16 protein-coding genes are annotated in these 18659 nt (G+C 71.1%); 10 read left to right on the top strand and 6 right to left on the bottom strand.

The features are described from left to right. Positions 1-28: 28 nt before the first annotated feature. Both katG and QF035_RS46555 read left to right on the top strand, forming a co-directional pair. Positions 29-2251 carry a catalase/peroxidase HPI gene (katG, locus tag QF035_RS46560; RefSeq protein WP_307528104.1) on the top strand — a complete coding sequence of 741 codons (2223 nt, stop codon included), beginning with the start codon at positions 29-31 and terminating at the stop codon, positions 2249-2251. A gap of 174 nt (positions 2252-2425) precedes the next feature. After that, complete coding sequence (locus tag QF035_RS46555; RefSeq protein WP_307528102.1) at positions 2426-2935, top strand: hypothetical protein; 510 nt, start codon at positions 2426-2428, stop codon at positions 2933-2935. A gap of 102 nt (positions 2936-3037) precedes the next feature. On the opposite strand, the gene QF035_RS46550 is transcribed toward QF035_RS46555, so the two are convergent. The 3 genes from QF035_RS46550 to QF035_RS46540 form a co-directional block, all read right to left on the bottom strand. Beyond that, on the bottom strand, positions 3038-4477 hold the full coding sequence (locus QF035_RS46550) for a tetratricopeptide repeat protein (protein ID WP_307528101.1): 1440 nt from the start codon (positions 4475-4477) through the stop codon (positions 3038-3040). Between the two features lie 85 nt (positions 4478-4562). After that, the gene (locus QF035_RS46545; RefSeq protein ID WP_307528100.1) at positions 4563-5528 is read right to left on the bottom strand and encodes a hypothetical protein; all 966 of its coding nucleotides are present in this window, start codon (positions 5526-5528) and stop codon (positions 4563-4565) included. Positions 5529-5642: 114 nt separating this feature from the next. Then, the gene (locus QF035_RS46540; protein WP_143633164.1) at positions 5643-6353 is read right to left on the bottom strand and encodes a GntR family transcriptional regulator; all 711 of its coding nucleotides are present in this window, start codon (positions 6351-6353) and stop codon (positions 5643-5645) included. A gap of 90 nt (positions 6354-6443) precedes the next feature. On the opposite strand from QF035_RS46540, the gene manD reads away from it, so the two are divergent. From manD to QF035_RS46510, 6 genes are all read left to right on the top strand, one after another. After that, the gene (manD, locus tag QF035_RS46535; protein WP_307528099.1) at positions 6444-7652 is read left to right on the top strand and encodes a D-mannonate dehydratase ManD; all 1209 of its coding nucleotides are present in this window, start codon (positions 6444-6446) and stop codon (positions 7650-7652) included. After that, positions 7649-9094 carry a mannitol dehydrogenase family protein gene (locus tag QF035_RS46530; protein ID WP_307528098.1) on the top strand — a complete coding sequence of 482 codons (1446 nt, stop codon included), beginning with the start codon at positions 7649-7651 and terminating at the stop codon, positions 9092-9094. Before manD ends, QF035_RS46530 begins: the two co-directional genes overlap by 4 nt. Positions 9095-9181: 87 nt before the next feature. Continuing rightward, positions 9182-10576: an MFS transporter gene (locus tag QF035_RS46525; RefSeq protein WP_307528097.1), complete on the top strand. Its 1395-nt coding sequence runs from the start codon at positions 9182-9184 to the stop codon at positions 10574-10576. Then, the gene (locus QF035_RS46520) at positions 10573-11661 is read left to right on the top strand and encodes an L-idonate 5-dehydrogenase (protein ID WP_307528095.1); all 1089 of its coding nucleotides are present in this window, start codon (positions 10573-10575) and stop codon (positions 11659-11661) included. Before QF035_RS46525 ends, QF035_RS46520 begins: the two co-directional genes overlap by 4 nt. A gap of 91 nt (positions 11662-11752) precedes the next feature. After that, entirely contained in the window at positions 11753-12766 is a 1014-nt protein-coding gene (locus tag QF035_RS46515; protein WP_307528093.1) for a sugar kinase, read from the top strand. A gap of 84 nt (positions 12767-12850) precedes the next feature. Next, complete coding sequence (locus tag QF035_RS46510) at positions 12851-13474, top strand: bifunctional 4-hydroxy-2-oxoglutarate aldolase/2-dehydro-3-deoxy-phosphogluconate aldolase (protein WP_307528091.1); 624 nt, start codon at positions 12851-12853, stop codon at positions 13472-13474. 23 nt (positions 13475-13497) lie between these two features. Here the strand turns inward: QF035_RS46510 and QF035_RS46505 are convergent, their stop codons facing one another. Continuing rightward, the gene (locus QF035_RS46505; RefSeq protein WP_307531890.1) at positions 13498-14673 is read right to left on the bottom strand and encodes a cytochrome P450; all 1176 of its coding nucleotides are present in this window, start codon (positions 14671-14673) and stop codon (positions 13498-13500) included. Positions 14674-14857: 184 nt separating this feature from the next. After that, complete coding sequence (locus tag QF035_RS46500) at positions 14858-15325, bottom strand: peptidoglycan-binding domain-containing protein (protein ID WP_307528089.1); 468 nt, start codon at positions 15323-15325, stop codon at positions 14858-14860. Positions 15326-15660: 335 nt separating this feature from the next. Here QF035_RS46500 and QF035_RS46495 point away from each other — a divergent pair, with 335 nt between their 5' ends. Together QF035_RS46495 and QF035_RS46490 are read left to right on the top strand one after the other, a co-directional pair. Continuing rightward, the gene (locus QF035_RS46495; RefSeq protein WP_307528087.1) at positions 15661-16530 is read left to right on the top strand and encodes a peptidoglycan-binding protein; all 870 of its coding nucleotides are present in this window, start codon (positions 15661-15663) and stop codon (positions 16528-16530) included. Then, positions 16527-17390 (top strand): helix-turn-helix domain-containing protein, encoded by an 864-nt coding sequence (locus tag QF035_RS46490; RefSeq protein ID WP_307528085.1) that lies wholly within the window; start codon positions 16527-16529, stop codon positions 17388-17390. The genes QF035_RS46495 and QF035_RS46490 overlap by 4 nt, the downstream gene beginning before the upstream one ends. A 107-nt stretch (positions 17391-17497) precedes the next feature. Here QF035_RS46490 and QF035_RS46485 read toward each other — a convergent pair whose 3' ends face one another. Beyond that, a complete protein-coding gene (locus QF035_RS46485; protein ID WP_307528083.1) occupies positions 17498-18604 on the bottom strand; it encodes a PQQ-dependent sugar dehydrogenase in 1107 nt (368 codons plus the stop codon). Positions 18605-18659 lie beyond the last annotated feature (55 nt).

The following is an 18659-nucleotide window of genomic DNA, read 5'->3' as shown; positions in this document are numbered from 1 at the left end:
GTGATCCACCCAGTTCGGAAGGACTCTCATGACTGAGAACCATGATGCGATCGTCACTGACCCGAAGCCCGAGGAGGCAGGCGGCTGCCCGGTCGCGCACGGGCGCGCGCCGCACCCGACTCAGGGCGGCGGAAACCGCCAGTGGTGGCCGGAGCGGCTCAACCTGAAGATTCTTGCCAAGAACCCCGCGGTGGCGAACCCCCTCGGTGAGGACTTCGACTACGCCGAGGCGTTCAAGAACCTCGACCTCGCTGCCGTTAAACAGGACATCGCCGAGGTACTGACCACCTCGCAGGACTGGTGGCCGGCCGACTTCGGCAACTACGGCCCGTTCATGATCCGTATGGCGTGGCACAGCGCGGGCACCTACCGCATCAGCGACGGCCGCGGCGGCGCCGGTGCCGGTCAGCAGCGCTTCGCTCCCCTGAACAGCTGGCCGGACAACGGCAACCTGGACAAGGCCCGCCGTCTGCTGTGGCCCGTGAAGAAGAAGTACGGCCAGAGCCTCTCCTGGGCCGACCTCATGATCCTCACCGGCAACGTCGCCCTGGAGCAGATGGGCTTCGAGACCTTCGGCTTCGCCGGCGGCCGTGCGGACGTCTGGGAGTCCGAGGAGGACGTGTACTGGGGTCCCGAGACCACGTGGCTCGACGACCAGCGCTACACCGGCGACCGCGAGCTGGAGAGCCCGCTGGGCGCCGTCCAGATGGGCCTCATCTACGTCAACCCCGAGGGCCCCAACGGCAACCCGGACCCGATCGCCGCGGCCCGCGACATCCGTGAGACCTTCCGCCGCATGGCGATGAACGACGAGGAGACCGTCGCCCTCATCGCCGGTGGTCACACCTTCGGCAAGACCCACGGTGCGGGCCCGGCGGAGAGCGTCGGCGACGACCCCGAGGCCGCCCCGATCGAGGCGCAGGGCTTCGGCTGGAAGAACTCCTTCGGTACGGGCAAGGGCGCGGACGCCATCACGTCCGGCCTGGAGGTCACCTGGACCACCACGCCCACCCAGTGGAGCAACGGCTTCTTCGACAACCTCTTCGGCTACGAGTGGGAGCTCACCCAGAGCCCCGCCGGCGCCAATCAGTGGAAGCCGAAGGACGGCGCGGGCGAGGGCACCGTCCCGGCCGCCCACGACGCCTCGAAGAAGATCGCCCCCTCGATGCTCACGACCGACCTGTCGCTGCGCTTCGACCCGATCTACGAGCCCATCTCCCGCCGCTTCCACGAGAACCCGGCGGAGTTCGCGGACGCGTTCGCCCGCGCCTGGTACAAGCTGACGCACCGTGACATGGGCCCGAAGTCGCTCTACCTCGGCCCGGAGGTTCCGGCGGAGACCCTGCTGTGGCAGGACCCGCTGCCCGCGGCGGAGGGCGAGGCCATCGCCGCCGAGGACGTCACCGCTCTCAAGGCGAAGATCCTCGGCTCGGACCTGACCGTCTCGCAGCTCGTCTCCGCCGCGTGGGCCTCGGCCTCGACGTTCCGCGGCAGCGACAAGCGCGGTGGCGCCAACGGCGCTCGCGTCCGTCTGGAGCCGCAGCGCGGCTGGGACGCCAACGACCCCGACCAGCTCGCCCAGGTGCTGCGTGTCCTGGAGGGCATCCAGGCGGAGTTCAACTCCGGTGCCAAGAAGGTCTCCCTGGCCGACCTGATCGTGCTCGGTGGCAGCGCGGCCGTCGAGAAGGCCGCCAAGGACGCCGGTCACGACGTCACGGTGCCCTTCACCCCGGGCCGTGTCGACGCCACGGAGGAGCACACCGACGCGGAGTCCTTCGCCGCGCTCGAGCCGACCGCCGACGGGTTCCGCAACTACCTCGGCAAGGGCAACCGCCTGCCGGCCGAGTACCTGCTGCTCGACCGTGCAAACCTGCTGACCCTCAGCGGCCCCGAGCTGACGGTCCTCGTCGGTGGTCTGCGCGTCCTGGGCGCCAACCACCAGCAGTCGTCTCTCGGTGTCCTCACCGAGACCCCCGGCAAGCTGACGAACGACTTCTACGTCAACCTGCTCGACCTGGGCACGACGTGGACGGCGACGTCCGAGGACGCGACCACCTTCGAGGCCCGCGACGACGCCACGGGCGACGTCAAGTGGACCGGCACCCGTGCCGACCTCGTCTTCGGCTCGAACTCCGAGCTGCGCGCGCTCGCCGAGGTCTACGCGGCCGACGACGCGAAGGAGAAGTTCGTGAACGACTTCGTCGCGGCGTGGACCAAGGTCATGGACCTCGACCGGTTCGACCTCGTCTGATCAGTTCATCCTGACGTCCGGGCCGGCCTGCACAGGCCGGCCCGGACGTTCTCGTTCCGGGACCCCTCCCCGAACGGGTCCGTATAAGTGGGAGGGGGATGTCCCCTCGCCCAGAGCTCGGAGCTCAACGGCGGTAGCAGGCGTACGAGTTGACACGCGTCGAAGGGTGAGCGGATGAGCACGGGCAGGGGCCGGGTCGGCGTGGCGGGGGCGCTGACCCTGATGGTGGTCCTCAGCGGCTGCGGAGGGGGTGGCGGCGGCCGGGACGACGGCTCCGGGGAGGGGGCGGAGTCGTCTTCCACGCGTACACCGTCGGAGTCGGCGCGGCCGTCCTCGCAGGCGGCGTCGCCGTCCACCTCTCCGTCCGCGAGTGGACCGGGCACGTCGGACTCCCCCGACGACCGCACCGGCGGCGGCACCGATGCCGACGCCTGCTTCGACGGGCGGTGCGAGATCACCGTGCCGAAGCCCATGACCATCAAGGTCGACAGCCGGTTCGGCGTCAGCAACCTCCGGGTCACGAAGGTCACGGAGGATGCCGTCATGCTCCAGTCCTCCGGCTCCGGCGTGTTCCTGAGCACGTCGGTCGGCGAGGGCGGCACCGGCGGGCTGAACAGCCTGGGCTTCCGCGTGAAGTCCCTGAAGGGCGGCAGCGCGGTGCTGGAGTTCTTCCCCAAGGACTGACTCCCGGCCGGGGGTGATCGGTCGCCCGGCACCACCCGTGAAGGGGCCATACGAACCTCGTACGGCCCCTTCACGGATATTCGCGCTCCCTCACCCGGCCCCTCAGCGCACGACCAACGGTCGGAACGCGGAGCGCACGTCGGACTTGGACTCGCTGACGTACCTGGTCGACGGCGGGCCCGAGTCGGAGTCGCTGGAGGTGAAGTACGTGATGAGGGAGGGGCAACTCGACCCGTTGATCTGGATCTTGCGCTTGGCGACGAGTTTGCCGGTGCGTACCTCGTAGACCTTCACCGGGATCGCGATCTTGTGGAAGGTCACGTACGTGGTGGAGCCGGAGGACCGGCCCTGGTACGGGCAGGTCCGGACGGACGAGCCGAAGGTGTCCTCGCCCATGCAGACCACCAGGACGGCGTCGGCCGCGTCGGCCGCCTTCCAGGAGCCGGGGAGCTTGTCGGAGTAGTCGTCGCCGTATGTGCTGCCGGTGTAGAACAGCGCGCGGTTGGTGCCCTTGCCCATGGGCTTGGCGCCGCTGTACTTCGCGGGGCGGGAGCAGTACTCGGGCTGGGCACCGGTGCCCGGTGTGAGCAGGCTGCGCACGTTGGCCAGCTCGATGCTCTGGGTGGCCTTCCGGGCTCCCTTCCTGGCCTTGTCCGCGAGGTCGTCGCCGGGGTAGCGGTCCAGCAGCTGCTCGTAGTGCGTCAGGGCGTTCTGCCAACTGCTGTCCGCCATCAGCTCGTCACCGCATCCGACGAGCGCGGCGGGTGCGGTCCGCCGGGCCGTGCCGGCGGACCGGTCCAGTACGTCGTGGCTGCGCTTGCGGTCGCGGAGCCATTCGGTGACGGTGACGGTGGTGCAGGGGTCCTTGGCGGGCAGGCCCCCGAGGAAGCCGGTCAGGGTCGTCTCGACCGTCTTCTCGTTGCCGGGTTCGGCGAGGACGGAGGCGAGTGTGCCGAAGCCCTCGTCCAGGGCATCGGTGTTCCCGGTCAGCGCGGTGTTCAGTTCGGTCCGGGCCGACCGCAGCCGGTCGCATGCCTCTACGCTCTCGTCGCCGCGGGCGGACAGCGGGGCGTCGGCGACGCGATGCCCGAACCACACCCTGTCCTGGGCACTCAACACCCCCGCGCAGTCGCCGCTTTCGCGGGCCTCGGTGACGCTCTCCTCGATCCTGGACGCGTCGAATCGCAGCAGTGTCACGGCCAGCACCACCGACAGCGTGATGCAGAGTGCGACCACGCGCCGGCCGCGCAAGGCGACCCCGCTGCCGCTTCTGCGCGCCAGGAACCACCCGTGGGCGACGACCGCGACCCACCACACGAGCACGGCGATCTCGTACGCCGGCCGGGCGGTCGAGACGAGCCGGGAGACGAGCACGACGGTGACGACCGCTGCGGCGACGGCGAGTCTGCGCCGCCGCAGCATCAGGTAACCGACGCCGAGAAGGGAAGCGTTGCCGAGGGCGACGGCCAGCGGGTCGTGCGCCCGGCTCTCGATAGGCGTGGGCTCCGGCACCTCGGGCAGGGCATGCGTCGGTTCGTTCATCCTGGTCTCCCCCGGTCGCAGAACGAGTCTCGATGTCGGCATGGTGCGGCCCCGCCCCCGGGACCCCTCCCGGGGATCTGCGCACTCAGCGCATGAGCGCGCCGCGCAGTGTGAGGCCGTAGTTGGTACGCAGGCGGCGCAGTTCCCAGAGGCCCACCGCGGTGACCGACAGCGGCGCGCCGAGCGTGACAACGATCCGGACGGGCCCCGGCAGGGTGTCGTAGGCCCCTGTGAACATGTCCACCAATGCCATCTCCCACACGAGCGTGATGGCCAGCAGCGGCGGCACCGTCTCATGGATGTCCGCGGTGCGGAAGACATGGACGAGGGACACGCCGATGCCGTAGAAGACGAACGGGAGGACCCAGACGATCGTGAGCAGTATGACGACCACCGTGACCACCGTCATCGCGGGATTGGTGGCGAACCTCCCGCTGACGAAACCCGTGAGCACGCCCGCGGGGAACACGAACATGGCGCCCATGATGGCCAGGATCGAACCGAAGGGCTTCGCGGTGCGGCGCAGCAACTCCTGACGGGCCGGCGGCCGGGCCGCGGCGATCAGCACACCGACGGCCACCGGGAAGGTCACCGCGAGCACAAGTACGTTGTTCCAGGCCTGGTTTCCGCGGTCGCTCGCGATGTCCCCAGCGGACTCGGCAAGTTTGTAGGAGATCGTCACCCACACAACGGCACACAGGCCGACGATGGTGCGAATCTTCTGGATGCGGGCGACCACCTCGTCGTCCACCCGGCCCGGCCGCGACGGCGTGAAGACCTTGCGCCCGATCGCGATGGGCCCCGCTGTGCGCCAGAGCCGCCCGAGCGGTCCCACGCGACGCGGGGGCAGCGGCCCCGGGTACGGCGGGCCGGGCTGCGGAGGATAGGGATACGGGCCGCTGGGATACGGGGCATTGGGATACGGGGCGTTGGGCGGGTAACCGCCGGGCGGCGGTGCGGTGTTGTACGGGTACGGACCCTGGGGCTGCGGGGGCATATTGCCACCGTGCGGGTCGTACGGCGGCGGCCCCTGCGGGTTCCAGGCGTTCATCTCTGCGGCTCCCCCGATTCGCGGCTGAAGTGACGGACGCGTCGCCGCAGTGTATTGGTTGCAGACGGGAAGCATTTTCCGAGGCCGGGGCGAGGGGCGAGGGACTCGGCGGGGTCACTCCCAGACGACGACGTTGCGTCGCACGGGCACCGTCGAGGCGTCGGTGGCGAACAGTTCCGGCGAGTGCGCGCGGATGCGTTCGATGTCGCTGAAGACGGCCCGCAGGTGCGTACGCATGGCCGTGCGGGCGAGCGGGACGTTCCCGCCGACGATCGCCTCGAAGATCTCGTGGTGCTGGGCGGCGAAGACGGCCGGGGACACGTTCTCGTGCAGGCCGAGGCGCCGGGCCCGGTCCAGGTGGCCCTTCGCCGCGGCGACGGTGGTCCACACGTTGCCGTGACCGCTCAGGCGCATCAGGCCCTGGTGGAACGCCTCGTCCAGATCGAAGAACTCCTCCAGGTCGAGGTCCGCGCGCCGCTGGCGGTTCAGGTTGCCCCGCAGCTCCTCGACGACCGCGGGGTCGAGCCGCTCCGGAAGATCGTCGAGCGATGCCAGCTCCACCGCCTCCCGGAGGAACTGCGCGTCGGCGACCTGCGCCGGATCCACCCGCGACACGAACGACCCGATCTTCGGGAAGACCTGCACCAGGCCCTCCTGGGCGAGCAGGATCAGGCTCTCCCGCACGGGCGTGCGGCTGACGCCCAGCGACGCGGCGAGTTCGTTCTCCGAGAGGGCCGCGCCCGGGGGAAGTTCGAGGGTCAGGACCAACTGACGCAATTTCAGATAGATATCGCGCCGACTCGTCCGCCCGTTCGTTTGAGCCATGTGCACATCGTACGTAGGGCTGCGGCACAAGTATTGCCTTGCTGCGCGACAGATGCTTGTATACAAGCACTTCGCGACCAAGGAGTACCTGTGAGCAAGATCGAACGCGTCGAGGTGTTCGTCGCCTCCCCCGGCCGTACCTTCGTCACACTGCGCATCACCACCACGGACGGGGTGACCGGGCTCGGTGACGCCACGCTCAACGGTCGTGAACTGTCCGTGGCGAGCTATCTGCGCGACCACGTGGTTCCCCTGCTGATCGGCAAGGACCCCGCCCGCATCGAGGACATGTGGCAGTACCTCTACAAGGGTGCCTACTGGCGGCGCGGGCCGGTCACCATGACCGCGATCGCCGCCGTCGACACCGCCCTGTGGGACATCAAGGGCAAGACCGCCGGGCTGCCCGTCTACCAGCTCCTCGGCGGCCGGTCCCGCGACGGCGTGCTGGTCTACTCGCACGCCAGCGGCACCGACACACCCTCACTGCTGGACGACGTCGAGCGCTATCTGGAGCTGGGCTACAAGGCCGTACGGGCGCAGGCCGCCGTGCCCGAGGTCGGCGGCACGTACGGCGTGCGCAAGGGCAAGGTCTACGAGCCGGCCGCGACCGAGCTGCCCGACGAGCAGCCCTGGGACACCGAGGCCTATCTCGGCTTCGCACCCACCTATCTGGAAGCGGTGCGGGAGCGCTTCGGTTTCGGCTTCCACCTGCTGCACGACGTCCATCACCGGCTGACCCCGATCGAGGCGGCCCGGTTCGGCAAGAGCGTGGAGGGGTGCCGGCTGTTCTGGATGGAGGACCCGACCCCGGCCGAGAACCAGGAGTCATTCCGGCTCATCCGGCAGCACACCACGACGCCGATCGCGGTCGGCGAGGTGATGAACTCGATCTGGGACGTCCAGCACCTGATCACCGAGCAGCTCATCGACTACGTACGCACCACCGTCGTCCACGCCGGCGGGATCACCCACCTGCGGCGGATCTTCGACCTCGCCGCGCTCTACCAGGTGCGGACCGGATCCCATGGGGCGACCGACCTCTCCCCCGTCAGCATGGCGGCCGCCGTGCACGTCGACATCACCGTGCCGAACTTCGGTATCCAGGAGCACATGGGCCACCCCGACGAGACCGCCGAGGTGTTCCGTACGGGGGTGACCTTCGCCGACGGCATGCTGCACCCCTCCGAGGAGCCGGGCCTCGGCGTCGAGTACGACGAGAAGGCCGCCGAGCGCTTCCCCTACCAGCGGCGCTACCTCCCGGTCGCCCGCCGTCTCGACGGGTCGGTGCACGACTGGTGAGCGCCGACGACCTGTTGAGCCGTGAGGCCCTCCTCCGGCTCCCACCCGAGCAGCGGCCCGCCGTCGATCCGGCCGAACTGCGCACCCGTGTCGTCCACTTCGGGCTCGGGGCCTTCCACCGGGCGCACCAGGCCGTGTTCACCGAGCAGGCCGCCGCGCGCTCGGGCGAGCCCTGGGGCATCACCGCGGTCGCGCCCCGGTCGGCCGCGACCGTGCGCGCCCTGCGGGACCAGGACTGTCTGTACTCGCTCACCGAACGCCGTCCGGACGGGCACCGCACGCGTGTCGTGGGCTCGGTCGTCGGTGCGCTGGCCATGGGCCCCGATGCCAGGACCGTCGACGCCCTGCTCGCCGACCCCGAGGTGACGGTGGTGACGTTGACCGTGACGGAGAAGGGCTATCACCGTTCCCCGTCGACGGGCGGCCTCGACACCGCGGCCGGACCGGTAGCCGCCGACCTCGCCGCGGGCCCCGACGGGCCACTCACCACGGTGGTCGGACGGCTGGCCGCCGGGCTGGCCGCGCGGATGCGGGCGGGCGCTCCCCCGGTCAATGTCGTGTCCTGCGACAACATGGCCGACAACGGCGCAGCGCTGAGCCGTGTGATCCACGACTACATCCGTGCGTCGGCCTGGCCGGACCGTGCGGAGATCCTGGACCGGATGGCCGAGGCCGTCGCCTTCCCCGCGACCGTCGTGGACCGGATCGTGCCCGCCACGAGCGAGGCCGACCGGGCGGCGGCCGTCGTCGCGCTCGGGGTGCGCGACACCCTCCCCGTGACGGGCGAGCCGTACCGGCAGTGGGTGCTGGAGGACTCCTTCGCCGCGCCCCGGCCGCCCTGGGAGCTCGACGGCGCCCTGTTCGTGCCGGACGTCGCGCCCTACCAGCTCACCAAGCTGCGGCTGCTCAACGGCTCCCACTCCGCCCTCGCCTACCTCGGCAGCGCCGCGGGGCTCACCACGATCGCCGAGACCATGGCGGCGGACTGGGGCGAGCGCCTCGTACTGGCGCTGTGCGCGGAGGTAGACCCCACCCTCCCGGCCGACGGCCCCGATCCGGTCGCGTACGCCGACGATCTCGTCGTACGTTTCCGCAATCCCGCCATGCACCACCTGCTGCGGCAGATCGGCTCCGACGGATCACTGAAGATCACGGAACGCTGGCTGCCGGCCCTGCGCGAACTGCGGGCCCGCGGCGCGAGCACCTCGGTCCTCGAACTCGCCCTCGCCGCCTGGGCGGACAGCACCCGCCGGGCCGACGCACCCACCGATCCCGCCGCCGAGGCGCTCACCGCCTGCTGGGAGCCCGCGACCCGTCCCGCCGAGACCGTACGCGCGCTGCTGCGCGTGCTCGGCGCGGCGGACCTGGCGGACGACGAAGCGCTCACCGGCGCCGTCGCGGACCGGCTCCCCGCGCTGCGGGCCGGCCGCGTCGAGCTCTGATCCAGGTCCGTTCCCTCAGCTTCCCCAGTCCCTCCCCGCTGCTTCCCCCCGTCCCCGAACATCGTTCGCCGAACAATGGAGTTCACGATGAAGGACAGCGTCATAGCCGCTCAGCAGACGCCATCCGCTCAGCGCAGCACCCGCGATCTGACCCGGGCCGCCGTCTCGGGCTGGCTCGGCACGGCCATGGAGTTCATGGACTTCCAGCTCTACTCGCTGGCCGCCGCGATCGTCTTCAACAAGATCTTCTTCCCGGACGTCAGCCCCGCCATCGGGCTCATCGCCGCGATGGCCACCTACGGCGTCGGATACGTCGCCCGGCTCGCCGGCGCCGTCTACTTCGGGCGGATGGGCGACCGGATCGGCCGCAAGAAGGTCCTGTTCCTCACGATCCTGCTGATGGGCGCCTCAACCACCCTGATCGGCGCCCTGCCCACCTACGCCACCATCGGCATCCTCGCGCCGATCCTGCTCGTCGTGCTGCGCCTGGTGCAGGGTTTCGGCGCGGGGGCCGAGATCGCCGGAGCGACCGTGATGCTGGCCGAGTACGCGCCCGTGAAGAAGCGCGGGCTGATCTCCTCGCTGGTGTCGCTCGGCACGAACTCCGGGACGCTCGCCGCCTCCGGTCTGTGGGCCATCCTGCTCGCCGTGCTCAGCGAGGACCAACTGCTGTCCTGGGGCTGGAGGTTGCCCTTCCTGCTGAGCTTCGGGTTGATGATCTTCGCGGTCTGGATCCGCCGCAGTCTCAAGGAGAGCCCGGTCTTCGAGGAGCGCCCCGACGTGGTCGACGGTGTGGCGCTGGCCCGTGACGAGGTCGAGTCCGTGATCGCCACGTCGGACGAACACAAGGGCAGCGTCCTGGCGGCGGGCATCCGCCAGCGCAAGGGCAAGGCGTTCTTCCTCGCGCTGGGGCTGCGCTTCGGCCAAGCGGGCAACTCCGGACTGATGCAGACGTTCCTGGTCGGCTACATCGCCACCAACCTCGCGGTCGGCCGGTCCGTACCGACGGACGCGATCGTGTACGGCTCGCTGGTGGGCTTCGCCACCGTGCCCGTGATCGGTCTGCTGGGCGACCGCTTCGGACGCCGCGTGATCTACCTCGCGCTCTCGGCTCTGACCGTCGTCCTCGCCTTCCCGGTGATGCTCCTCATCACCTCCGGCTCGACCCCGGGCATCATGCTCGGCATGGTCCTCGGCCTGAACGTCGGCGTCCTCGGGCTGTTCTCGCTGGAGAGCGTCACGATGGCCGAACTCTTCGGCTCCCGCACCCGGTTCACCCAGCTCGCGCTCGCCAAGGAGATCGGCGGCATCCTCGCCACGGCGATCGGACCGGTCCTCGCGGCCACGCTCACGGCCGTCACCGGCAGCTGGTGGCCCATCGCGGCGATGCTCGTCGTCTACTCACTCATCACCTTCGTCAGCGCGTTCCTCGCGCCCGAGACACGCGGACGCGATCTGGTCCGGCTGGAGGACGCCGTATGAGGGCGGTTGTGGTGCACGGTCCCGGCGACGTACGCGTCGACGAGCGGGCCCGGCCGGTACCGGGCGCGGGCGAGGTGCTACTGGCCCTGGAGTGGGGCGGGATCTGCGGATCCGACATCGCGTACTGGAAGAAGGGCGCGTCCGGCACGGCCGCGCTCGCTCACCCGCTGGTGCTCGGGCACGAGTTCGCGGGCCGGGTCGCCGCGCTCGGCAACGGGGTCACCGGCCTCCGGGAAGGGCAGCCGGTCACCGTGCACCCGGCCCAACTGGTCGGCGACGGCGTCCTTCCCGAGCGGATCGCCGGACGGACCAACCTCTACCCGCGCGTCCGCTACTTCGGCTCGGCGGCCTTCGACCCGCACACCGACGGCGGGTTCAGCGAGTACCGGGCGGTCCCCGCGGCCCAGGTCCGGCCGCTGCCGGACGGTGTCGGCACCGAACAGGGCGCCCTCGCCGAGCCGTTGGCCGTCGCCCTGCACGCCGTCGGCCGGGCCCCCGAGCTGAGCGGCCGTACGGTCCTGGTCAACGGCTGTGGCCCAATCGGTTCCCTGGTCGTCGCCGCCGCGCGCTATCGCGGAGCGGGCCGGGTGGTCGCCGCCGATCTGGCCTCGTCGTCCCTCGCCGTCGCCCGCGCCATGGGCGCCGACGAGACGTGCGACCTCTCCGCCGGTGACGCGCTGCCCGAGGACGTGGACGTGGTCTTCGAGGCGTCCGGCGCCCCGGCCGCGCTCGGTCCCGTACTGCGGGCCACGGCCCGCGGAGGCACCCTCGTCCAGGTGGGCAACCTGCCCGGTACGGCCGTGGCCGCCGCGCTCGGCGACCTGGTGACCCGGGAGATCACCTGGATCGGCTCGTACCGTTTCGTCGAGGAGATCGACGAGGCGCTGCTCGCGCTCCGGGACGGCCTGGACGTGACCCCGCTGATCACCCACCGCTTCCCGCTGGACCAGGCCGAGGAGGCGCTCGCCGTCGCCGCGGACCCGGGGAGCGGGAGCAGCAAGGTGATGTTGCGACTTGGGGCAGATATACCCGATGCACCCGATACGTCCGACGTCACCGCAGCCGCCGCAGCCGTCGGGTTGTGACGCGGCGGGTCCTTGTGCCCGGGCCCGCCCACCACGCCGCCTCGCCATTGAGTCCGCACTCCCGTCCCGCCCCGTCCGCCAGGAGAATCCCGTGTCCCTGCCGTACCCTCCCCTCGCCGCCGACAGCCAGGAACCGGTGGCCGACGTCGTGTGCGTCGGCGAGACGATGGCCGTGCTCAGTCCGCCGGACGCCCGCCCCCTCGCCGAGCAGGCCGTGCTCAGCATGGCCATCGGCGGCGCCGAGTCCAACGTCGCCTGCGGACTGGCCGGACTCGGGCACCGCGCCGCCTGGCTGAGCCGACTCGGTGACGATCCCTTCGCCCGTCGCATCCTGGCCGAACTCACCGCGCGCGGCGTGGACGTGAGCGCCGTCGAGACCGATCCTGAGCGGCCGACCGGCGTCTACTTCAAGGACCCGGGTCCGGACCGCACCCGGACGCACTACTACCGCGGCGGATCGGCCGCGTCCCGGATGGGGCCGGAGCTGGCCGGACGGCCCGCACTCCGCCGGGCTCGCATCGTGCACCTGTCGGGCGTGGCCGCGGCCGTCTCCGACAGCTGTGCCCGCCTGTTGGAGGCGCTGCTCCTGGGCCGGGAGGGCCGCGCCGGGCGTGGTCCGGTCGTCTCCTTCGACGTGAACCACCGTCCCGCCCTCTGGCGCGGCGGCGATGCGGACGCCGCGCGAAACCTGCTGGCGCTCGCCCGCGCCGCGGACATCGTGTTCGTGGGACGGGACGAGGCCGAGGAGTTGTGGGGCACCGCCCGTCCTGACGACATCGCGGCCCTGCTCGCTCCCGCACCCGTCGTAATCGTCAAGGACGCCGAGCACGGAGCGACCTCGTACGCCGACGGGGTGCGGACGTTCGTGCCCTCGCTGCCCACCAAGGTGGTCGAACCGGTCGGCGCGGGGGACGCGTTCGCGGCCGGCTATCTGGCCGGCGTCCTGGAGGACCGCGACGAACGGTCACGGCTGCGCCTCGGTCATCTGGCGGCCGCCGCCGCGCTGCGGACCCGGGACGACGTTCCCGTCATGCCGCCGCGGACGGAGACCGACCGGTGCCTCGCCCTGGACGACGACGCGTGGGCCGCCCCGGCACCACGCTGAGGAAAACGCCGTGCAACAGCCCGAGCCGGGCCCCACCGAGCCAGGCCCCACCGAATCGGGCCCACCGAAGGAGAACTCCCGCCCATGACCGCCGACTTCCTCTCCCAGCTGTCGAAGGACCGCGTGATCGCCGTCGTCCGCGCACCGGAGATACCCGACGCGGCGGCGTTGTGCGCGGCCCTGCGCGCCGGCGGCATCCGCTGGATCGAGTTCACCCGCACCACCCCCGGACTCGCCGCGCACCTGCGACGGGCGGTGGCCGAGGACGGGGACGGCATCGGCGCGGGCACGGTGATGACCGGCGAACAGGCCGAGGAGCTGATCGACGCGGGAGCCAGGTACCTCGTCACCCCCGGCTGCCGCCCGGACGTGGCGAAGGCGGCGTCGGCGGCCGGAGTGCCGGTCGTGCTCGGTGCCCTCTCCCCGACGGAGGTCGGGCTGGCGCTCGACCTCGGCGCCGACGCGGTGAAGATCTTCCCCGCGCGCGCCTTCGGCCCCGGCTACCTCCGGGATCTGGCCGGCCCGTTCCCGGACGTGCCGCTGGTGGCCTCGGGCGGCGTCGACGAGGACAACGCGGCCGCCTTCCTCGCCACCGGGGCACGTGCGGTGTGCGCCGGTTCGAACGTCGTACCGCCCTCCCTGGTGGCCGCCGGGGACTGGCCGGAGATCACCCGACGGGCCCGTGCCTTCACGGACTCCTGTCGATGAGTCGATGACGGCCGGGGGCAGCCTCAGGCGGGCCTGTCCCACAGCACGTGCAGGGTGAGCGGCTTGCGGAAGACCAGACCGTACGGAGTGGTGGGGTGCTCCGGGTCGAGGCGCAGGGCGGGGAGGCGTTCGAGCAGCTGCTGGAGCGCGATCCGGGTCTCCAGGCGGGCGAGGTGTGCGGCGAGGCAGTAGTGGGGGCCGTGGGCGAAGGCCAGTTGGAGGCGCGCGTTCTCGCGGCGCACGTCGAAGCGGTCGGGGTCGGGGAAGACGGCCGGGTCGCGGTTGGCGCCCGTCAGGGAGACGGTGACCAGGTCGCCCTTGCGTATCGAGGCCGGGCCGAGGACGGTGTCACAGGTGGCGTAGCGGTCCACGACCGCGGCCCCGGGTTCGAGGCGCAGCGATTCCTCGATCGCGCCGTCCAGGAGGCCGAAGTCGCCCCGGACCAGGGCGAGTTGGTCGGGATGATGAAGCAGATGCAGCAGCGCGTTGGTGATCATCCCCTCGGTGGTCTCGATGCCTCCGAACATCAGGACCGCCGCGTTGGAAGCCACTTCGGGCACCGCCAGCCGTCCGGCGGCGGAGACGAGGAGCGACGACGTGCCCCGGTCCGCGAGGGTGGCTTCCACGGCGGCCCGTAGTTGCGCATACGCAGCGGCGCCGGCGGGCGCCGCCTCATGTCCGGCGGTGATGTCGGAGACCGACCGCACGATGGTGTCGTACCAGGAGAGCACGGTCTCCGCGTCGGTGCCCACCAGCCCGAGCGCCTCGGTCACGACGGCGACCGCGAGCGGTCCGGCGAAGGCGCGTCGCAGGTCGACGGCGCCGGCCGGTTCCAGTTCGGTGATGAGCCGCTTGGTCTCCCGCTCGATGAACGAGGCGAAGCCGTCACGGACCTCGCGCGGGCGGAAGGGCTGGTTGAAGGGCTCGCGGTGGCGGGTGTGCTCGTCACCGTCCAGCGACAGCATGCTCGGCCCGACGACCTGAGCGGTGGAGAACCGGGGGTCGTCGACCGTGAAGGTCGCCGCGTCCCGCATCACACGCAGCGCGAGGTCCCGCCGGGTCACCAGCCAGCCGTCCAGCTCGGGCAGCCACGAGACGGGCTCCCGCTCACGCAGCTGTGCCAGTCGCGGATGCGGATCCCGGGCGAGCTCGGTGAGCGTGGTCGCGGCCCCGAGCGGGAAGGAGTCGACGACGCTCATCGCGTACTCCGGCATCGCGTACTCCGGCCGTGTGCAGAGAAACCGATCATAGCCAATGCTAGCCGCTGAGTGCGGGAGCAACGAGAAGCGGCCTGTCCCCTCCCCCGTGAGAGGACAGACCGCGGTTCCTCACCTCAAAGGGCGACGATCCGACTCGGCGTCCCCTTTGGTGTCGTCTTCGACGTCAGCAGGGGAAGAAGACGCTGTTGTCGTTGGCGAGCCGCTTGAACGCGGCCTTGGTACCCGATCCTGCGATCCCGTCGATGGCGCCCGTGTAGCCCCAGTTGAAGGCCAGCTTGCGCTGCAGCGCCTTGATCGTGTTGGGGCCGACGATGCCGTCGATGGCACCGGTGTAGCCCCAGTACTCCTTGAGCCAGCGCTGGTACGCCTTCCAGCTGTTGGTGCCCAGCAGTCCGTCGATGGCGCCGGTGTAGCTCGCCGGAGCGTTCCTCAGGAAGCACTGCATGTTCTTGGCCTGCTGAGTGCTCAGGCCGAGGTTGTTCGTCGCGAGGACGGTGACGTCCTGGGCGCTCACCGCCGGCTTCGCGGCCGGTGCGGAGTCCGCGAAGGCGGCGCCCGAGCCCGCCAGGCCGCCCGCGGCGATCCCGACTGCGGCGGTGACACTGACGATCGTCCTCGTCAGAGCTCGCATACTTTCCCCTCCGATGCTTCGGTTCCCTCTGTGCCCTCGGTGGGCGGGGCCAACCGTGTGGTCGGCTCGGCAATCAGACTGTGTGGCGGGCGGTGTGCCGCGCCACGACCGCCGGGAAAGTGACGTCATCGCGGGACGTCCCACCCGCTGACCTGCGAGGACCTCATTCACTGGAACGAACCCGCGGGACGGTTCCGGCCGGGCCGCCGTGGCGGACGATGGCCGATTCGGTACGGAGGCGGAACCGGTGTATGGGGCACATCGTGAAAGCTGATGCAGAATGCGCGGGAAAATCGGACCGCTGACCTCGGTCCGCGAACGCGAGTGGGGGGAACATGTCGCGTTGGAAAGTGCTGCCCGGAGAACTGGATCCGCGTGTACGGCAGTTGGTGGTGCGTCTACGCCGGCTCAAGGACCACAGCGGTCTGAGCCTGCGGCAGTTGGCGGCGAAGACGGGGTACAGCGCGTCGTCGTGGGAGCGGTACCTGGGCGGGCGGTCGCTGCCGCCCCGGGAGGCCGTCGAGGCGATGGCCCGGATCGGCGGTGACGATCCGACCCGGCTGCTCGCGTTGCACGAGGTCGCCGCCGAGGCCTGGGGAGACGGACGCACGGGCACGCCGGCACCGGAAGCGCCGGAAGCATCCGAAGCAACTGGCACGGCTGGTGCGGCTCACACGGTTGACGTTGCTGGGGCGCTTCAGGCAGCCGGAGCCGATGACACCGGGCCGTACAACCTGTCGGCCCCCGACGAGGAGACGCGGCACGGCCGTTCGCTGCGCGTCGCGCTGGTGGCGGGGTCCGTGGCGCTGGTGCTGGCCGTCTCCTCGGCGGTCCTGCTGGCCGTACGGCTCTCGGACGGCGACAGCAGGGCGTCGGCCACTCCTCTCGGCTCGGCCGGCTCGTCCGTGTCGGCGTCACCGTCGCCGTCGGGGCCACGTACGTACGCCTGCGAGGTGGAACGGATCGACGGCCGCTGGTACGCGGGCAACAGCCGTACCCGGGACGCCGTCCTGGCGGAGGGCCTCGCCGGTCCTGAGGTGGCCGAGGCGCAGTGTCTGCTGCGCAGGGCGGGCTTCGCCCCGGGGGTCGTGGACGGGATCTTCGGTCCGCACACCAAGAGCGCGGTCGAGCAGTTGCAGAAGCAGGCGGGCCTCGTCGTGGACGGCATCATCGGCCGGCACACCTGGGGAGCGCTACGGCGATGACGCGCACGACGCCGTCGCCGGAACGTGCACGACTGGCGGCAGCGCTGCGGGACCTGCGGACACGTACCGGTCTGAGCATGGCGGGCCTGGCGGAACGGACCGCGTTCAGCAAGTCGTCCTGGGAGCGCTATCTCAACGGCAAGAGCGTGCCGCCGCGCGACGCGGTGCGGGAACTGTGCCGGCTCGCCTCCGAACCGGAGGGGCGATGTCTGGCGCTGTGGGAGATCGCGGAGTCGGAGTGGAGCGGGCGCGCGGCACAGGCACGGCGTACGGATGCGCCTGCGGAGACGCCGTCGACAGCTCCGGAACCGGTCCCGTCCGAGGCGTCCGCTCCGGCCGCGCGGGATGACACGCGCTCAGGGCACAGGGGCGCGGCCGTGGCGGTGCTCGCGTCGGTGTGTGCCGTGGTCGTCGGCGGTGTGGCGATCACTCTCTTCCTCGTCCTGGGCAAGGACGCGCCATACCCGTCCCCCTCCGCCTCCCCGTCAGCCACCGGGCCACGCTGCCGGGGAGCGGCGTGCGAGGGCAGGAACCCGATGGACATGAAGTGCGGGGTCGGGCCGCAGACCCTCGCCTCGCACCGCACCGCCTCGGGAGCGATGCTGGAACTGCGCCACAGCCAGCCGTGCGGGACCAGTTGGGCCCGGATGTGGGGGACGCGGATCGGCGACCGGCTGGAGGTGACCGCGGACGGCCGCCCCCGTTCCGCCGAGGTCGAGGACGAGGCCGACGCGGAAGCGTACGTCTACACCCCGATGACCACCGCCCGCTCCGGCCAGGTCGTACGGGCCTGCTTCCGTCCGGCGCCGGACGGCAGTGCGGACGGCAAGAAGGAGTGCTTCGAGAGCCGCGTCCGCTGAACGACTGATCGCGCGCCCGGCGGGCCCACCCGAATCGCACGCGCCGGACTGACCGGCCGACCGGACCGGTCCGAGGAGCCGTCACCTCTCCGGACCGGCCTCGGCGGTCAGCCCAGAGTCACCCGCAGGACGCGGTCCGCGCCGTCCGGCTCGCCTCCGTTGGCGTCGGCGTTGGTGGTCGCCAGCCACAGCTGTTCGCGGCCTGGCACCTTGACGACCGTACGGAGCCGGCCGTACGTGCCGATGTAGTACGCCGTCGCCGTGCCCACGTTCTCGGTGTCGCCGTCGATGGGGATGCGCCAGAGGCGTTCCCCGCGCAGTGCGGCCATGTAGACGACGTTGTCGGCGATGGCGATGGCGCTGGGCGAGGCCTCGCCGGTGGTCCAGGTCTTCTTCGGGTTGGTCATCCCGGCGGTCGAGCAGGTGCCCTCGCAGGTGGGCCAGCCGTAGTTGGCGCCGGGCTTGATCAGGTTCAGCTCGTCGAACCGGGTGTTGCCGAACTCGGCCTCCCACAGCCGCCCGTTGCGGTCGAAGGCGAGTCCCTGCGGATTGCGGTGGCCGAGGCTGTAGACATGGTTCCCGAAGGGATTGCCGGGGGCGGGCTGCCCGGAGGTGGTCAGGCGCAGGATCTTGCCGTTGAGGGAGTTCCGGTCCTGGGCGAGAGCCGTGTTCTGGGCGTCGCCGGTCGTGGCGTACAGATAACCGTCGGGGCCGAAGGCGAGCCGTCCGCCGTTGTGGTACCGGGCCTTGCTGATGCCCTGGAGGATCACCGTGTAGCCGGTGAGCGAGGTGCCGTTGTACGTCATGCGGGCGATGCGGTTGCCCTCGGCGGCGGTGTGCATGAAGTACACGTAGCGGTTGGTGGCCCAGCCGGGGTCGACGGCCACCCCCATGAGTCCGCCCTCGCCGTTGGTGGTCTGGCTGTTGGGGACGGTCCCGACCTGGGTCTTCGCGCCGTCGGGGGTGACCTTCCAGACCCGGAAGTCGTCGCGCTCGGTGACCAGGGAGTGGGAGCCGTCGGGCAGCCAGCCGACGCCCCAGGGGACGGTCAGCCCGGTGGTGATGGGGGTGACGCCTGTCGGTACGCCGGCGACTGCCGCCGGGGCGGTGGTGCCGGCGGTGTCGGCCCGGGCCGTGCCGAGTCCGGGGACTCCCGTGAGCAGCAGCCCGGTCAGGAACAGGGCCGCGCCCGCGGTCAGTGCTCTACGGGTCATGCGCCTGCTGGTCGTTCGCATCGGTCCTCCAAGTGGGGGTTGGAAGGGTTCTGGT

The organism is Streptomyces umbrinus (assembly GCF_030817415.1).
Lineage (GTDB): Bacteria > Actinomycetota > Actinomycetes > Streptomycetales > Streptomycetaceae > Streptomyces > Streptomyces umbrinus_A.
The sequence above is the reverse complement of the archived record's forward strand: the minus strand, read 5'-3'. Positions and strand labels throughout refer to the sequence as shown.

What these genes read in the sequence shown, in the direction of transcription:
- katG (WP_307528104.1), top strand. Translation starts at nt 29, where the DNA reads ATGACTGAGAACCATGATGCGATCGTCACTGACCCGAAGCCCGAGGAG.
- QF035_RS46555 (WP_307528102.1), top strand. Translation starts at nt 2,426, where the DNA reads ATGAGCACGGGCAGGGGCCGGGTCGGCGTGGCGGGGGCGCTGACCCTG.
- QF035_RS46550 (WP_307528101.1), bottom strand. Translation starts at nt 4,477, where the DNA reads ATGAACGAACCGACGCATGCCCTGCCCGAGGTGCCGGAGCCCACGCCT.
- QF035_RS46545 (WP_307528100.1), bottom strand. Translation starts at nt 5,528, where the DNA reads ATGAACGCCTGGAACCCGCAGGGGCCGCCGCCGTACGACCCGCACGGT.
- QF035_RS46540 (WP_143633164.1), bottom strand. Translation starts at nt 6,353, where the DNA reads ATGGCTCAAACGAACGGGCGGACGAGTCGGCGCGATATCTATCTGAAA.
- QF035_RS46525 (WP_307528097.1), top strand. Translation starts at nt 9,182, where the DNA reads ATGAAGGACAGCGTCATAGCCGCTCAGCAGACGCCATCCGCTCAGCGC.
- QF035_RS46520 (WP_307528095.1), top strand. Translation starts at nt 10,573, where the DNA reads ATGAGGGCGGTTGTGGTGCACGGTCCCGGCGACGTACGCGTCGACGAG.
- QF035_RS46510 (WP_307528091.1), top strand. Translation starts at nt 12,851, where the DNA reads ATGACCGCCGACTTCCTCTCCCAGCTGTCGAAGGACCGCGTGATCGCC.
- QF035_RS46505 (WP_307531890.1), bottom strand. Translation starts at nt 14,673, where the DNA reads ATGAGCGTCGTCGACTCCTTCCCGCTCGGGGCCGCGACCACGCTCACC.
- QF035_RS46500 (WP_307528089.1), bottom strand. Translation starts at nt 15,325, where the DNA reads ATGCGAGCTCTGACGAGGACGATCGTCAGTGTCACCGCCGCAGTCGGG.
- QF035_RS46495 (WP_307528087.1), top strand. Translation starts at nt 15,661, where the DNA reads ATGTCGCGTTGGAAAGTGCTGCCCGGAGAACTGGATCCGCGTGTACGG.
- QF035_RS46490 (WP_307528085.1), top strand. Translation starts at nt 16,527, where the DNA reads ATGACGCGCACGACGCCGTCGCCGGAACGTGCACGACTGGCGGCAGCG.
- QF035_RS46485 (WP_307528083.1), bottom strand. Translation starts at nt 18,604, where the DNA reads ATGACCCGTAGAGCACTGACCGCGGGCGCGGCCCTGTTCCTGACCGGG.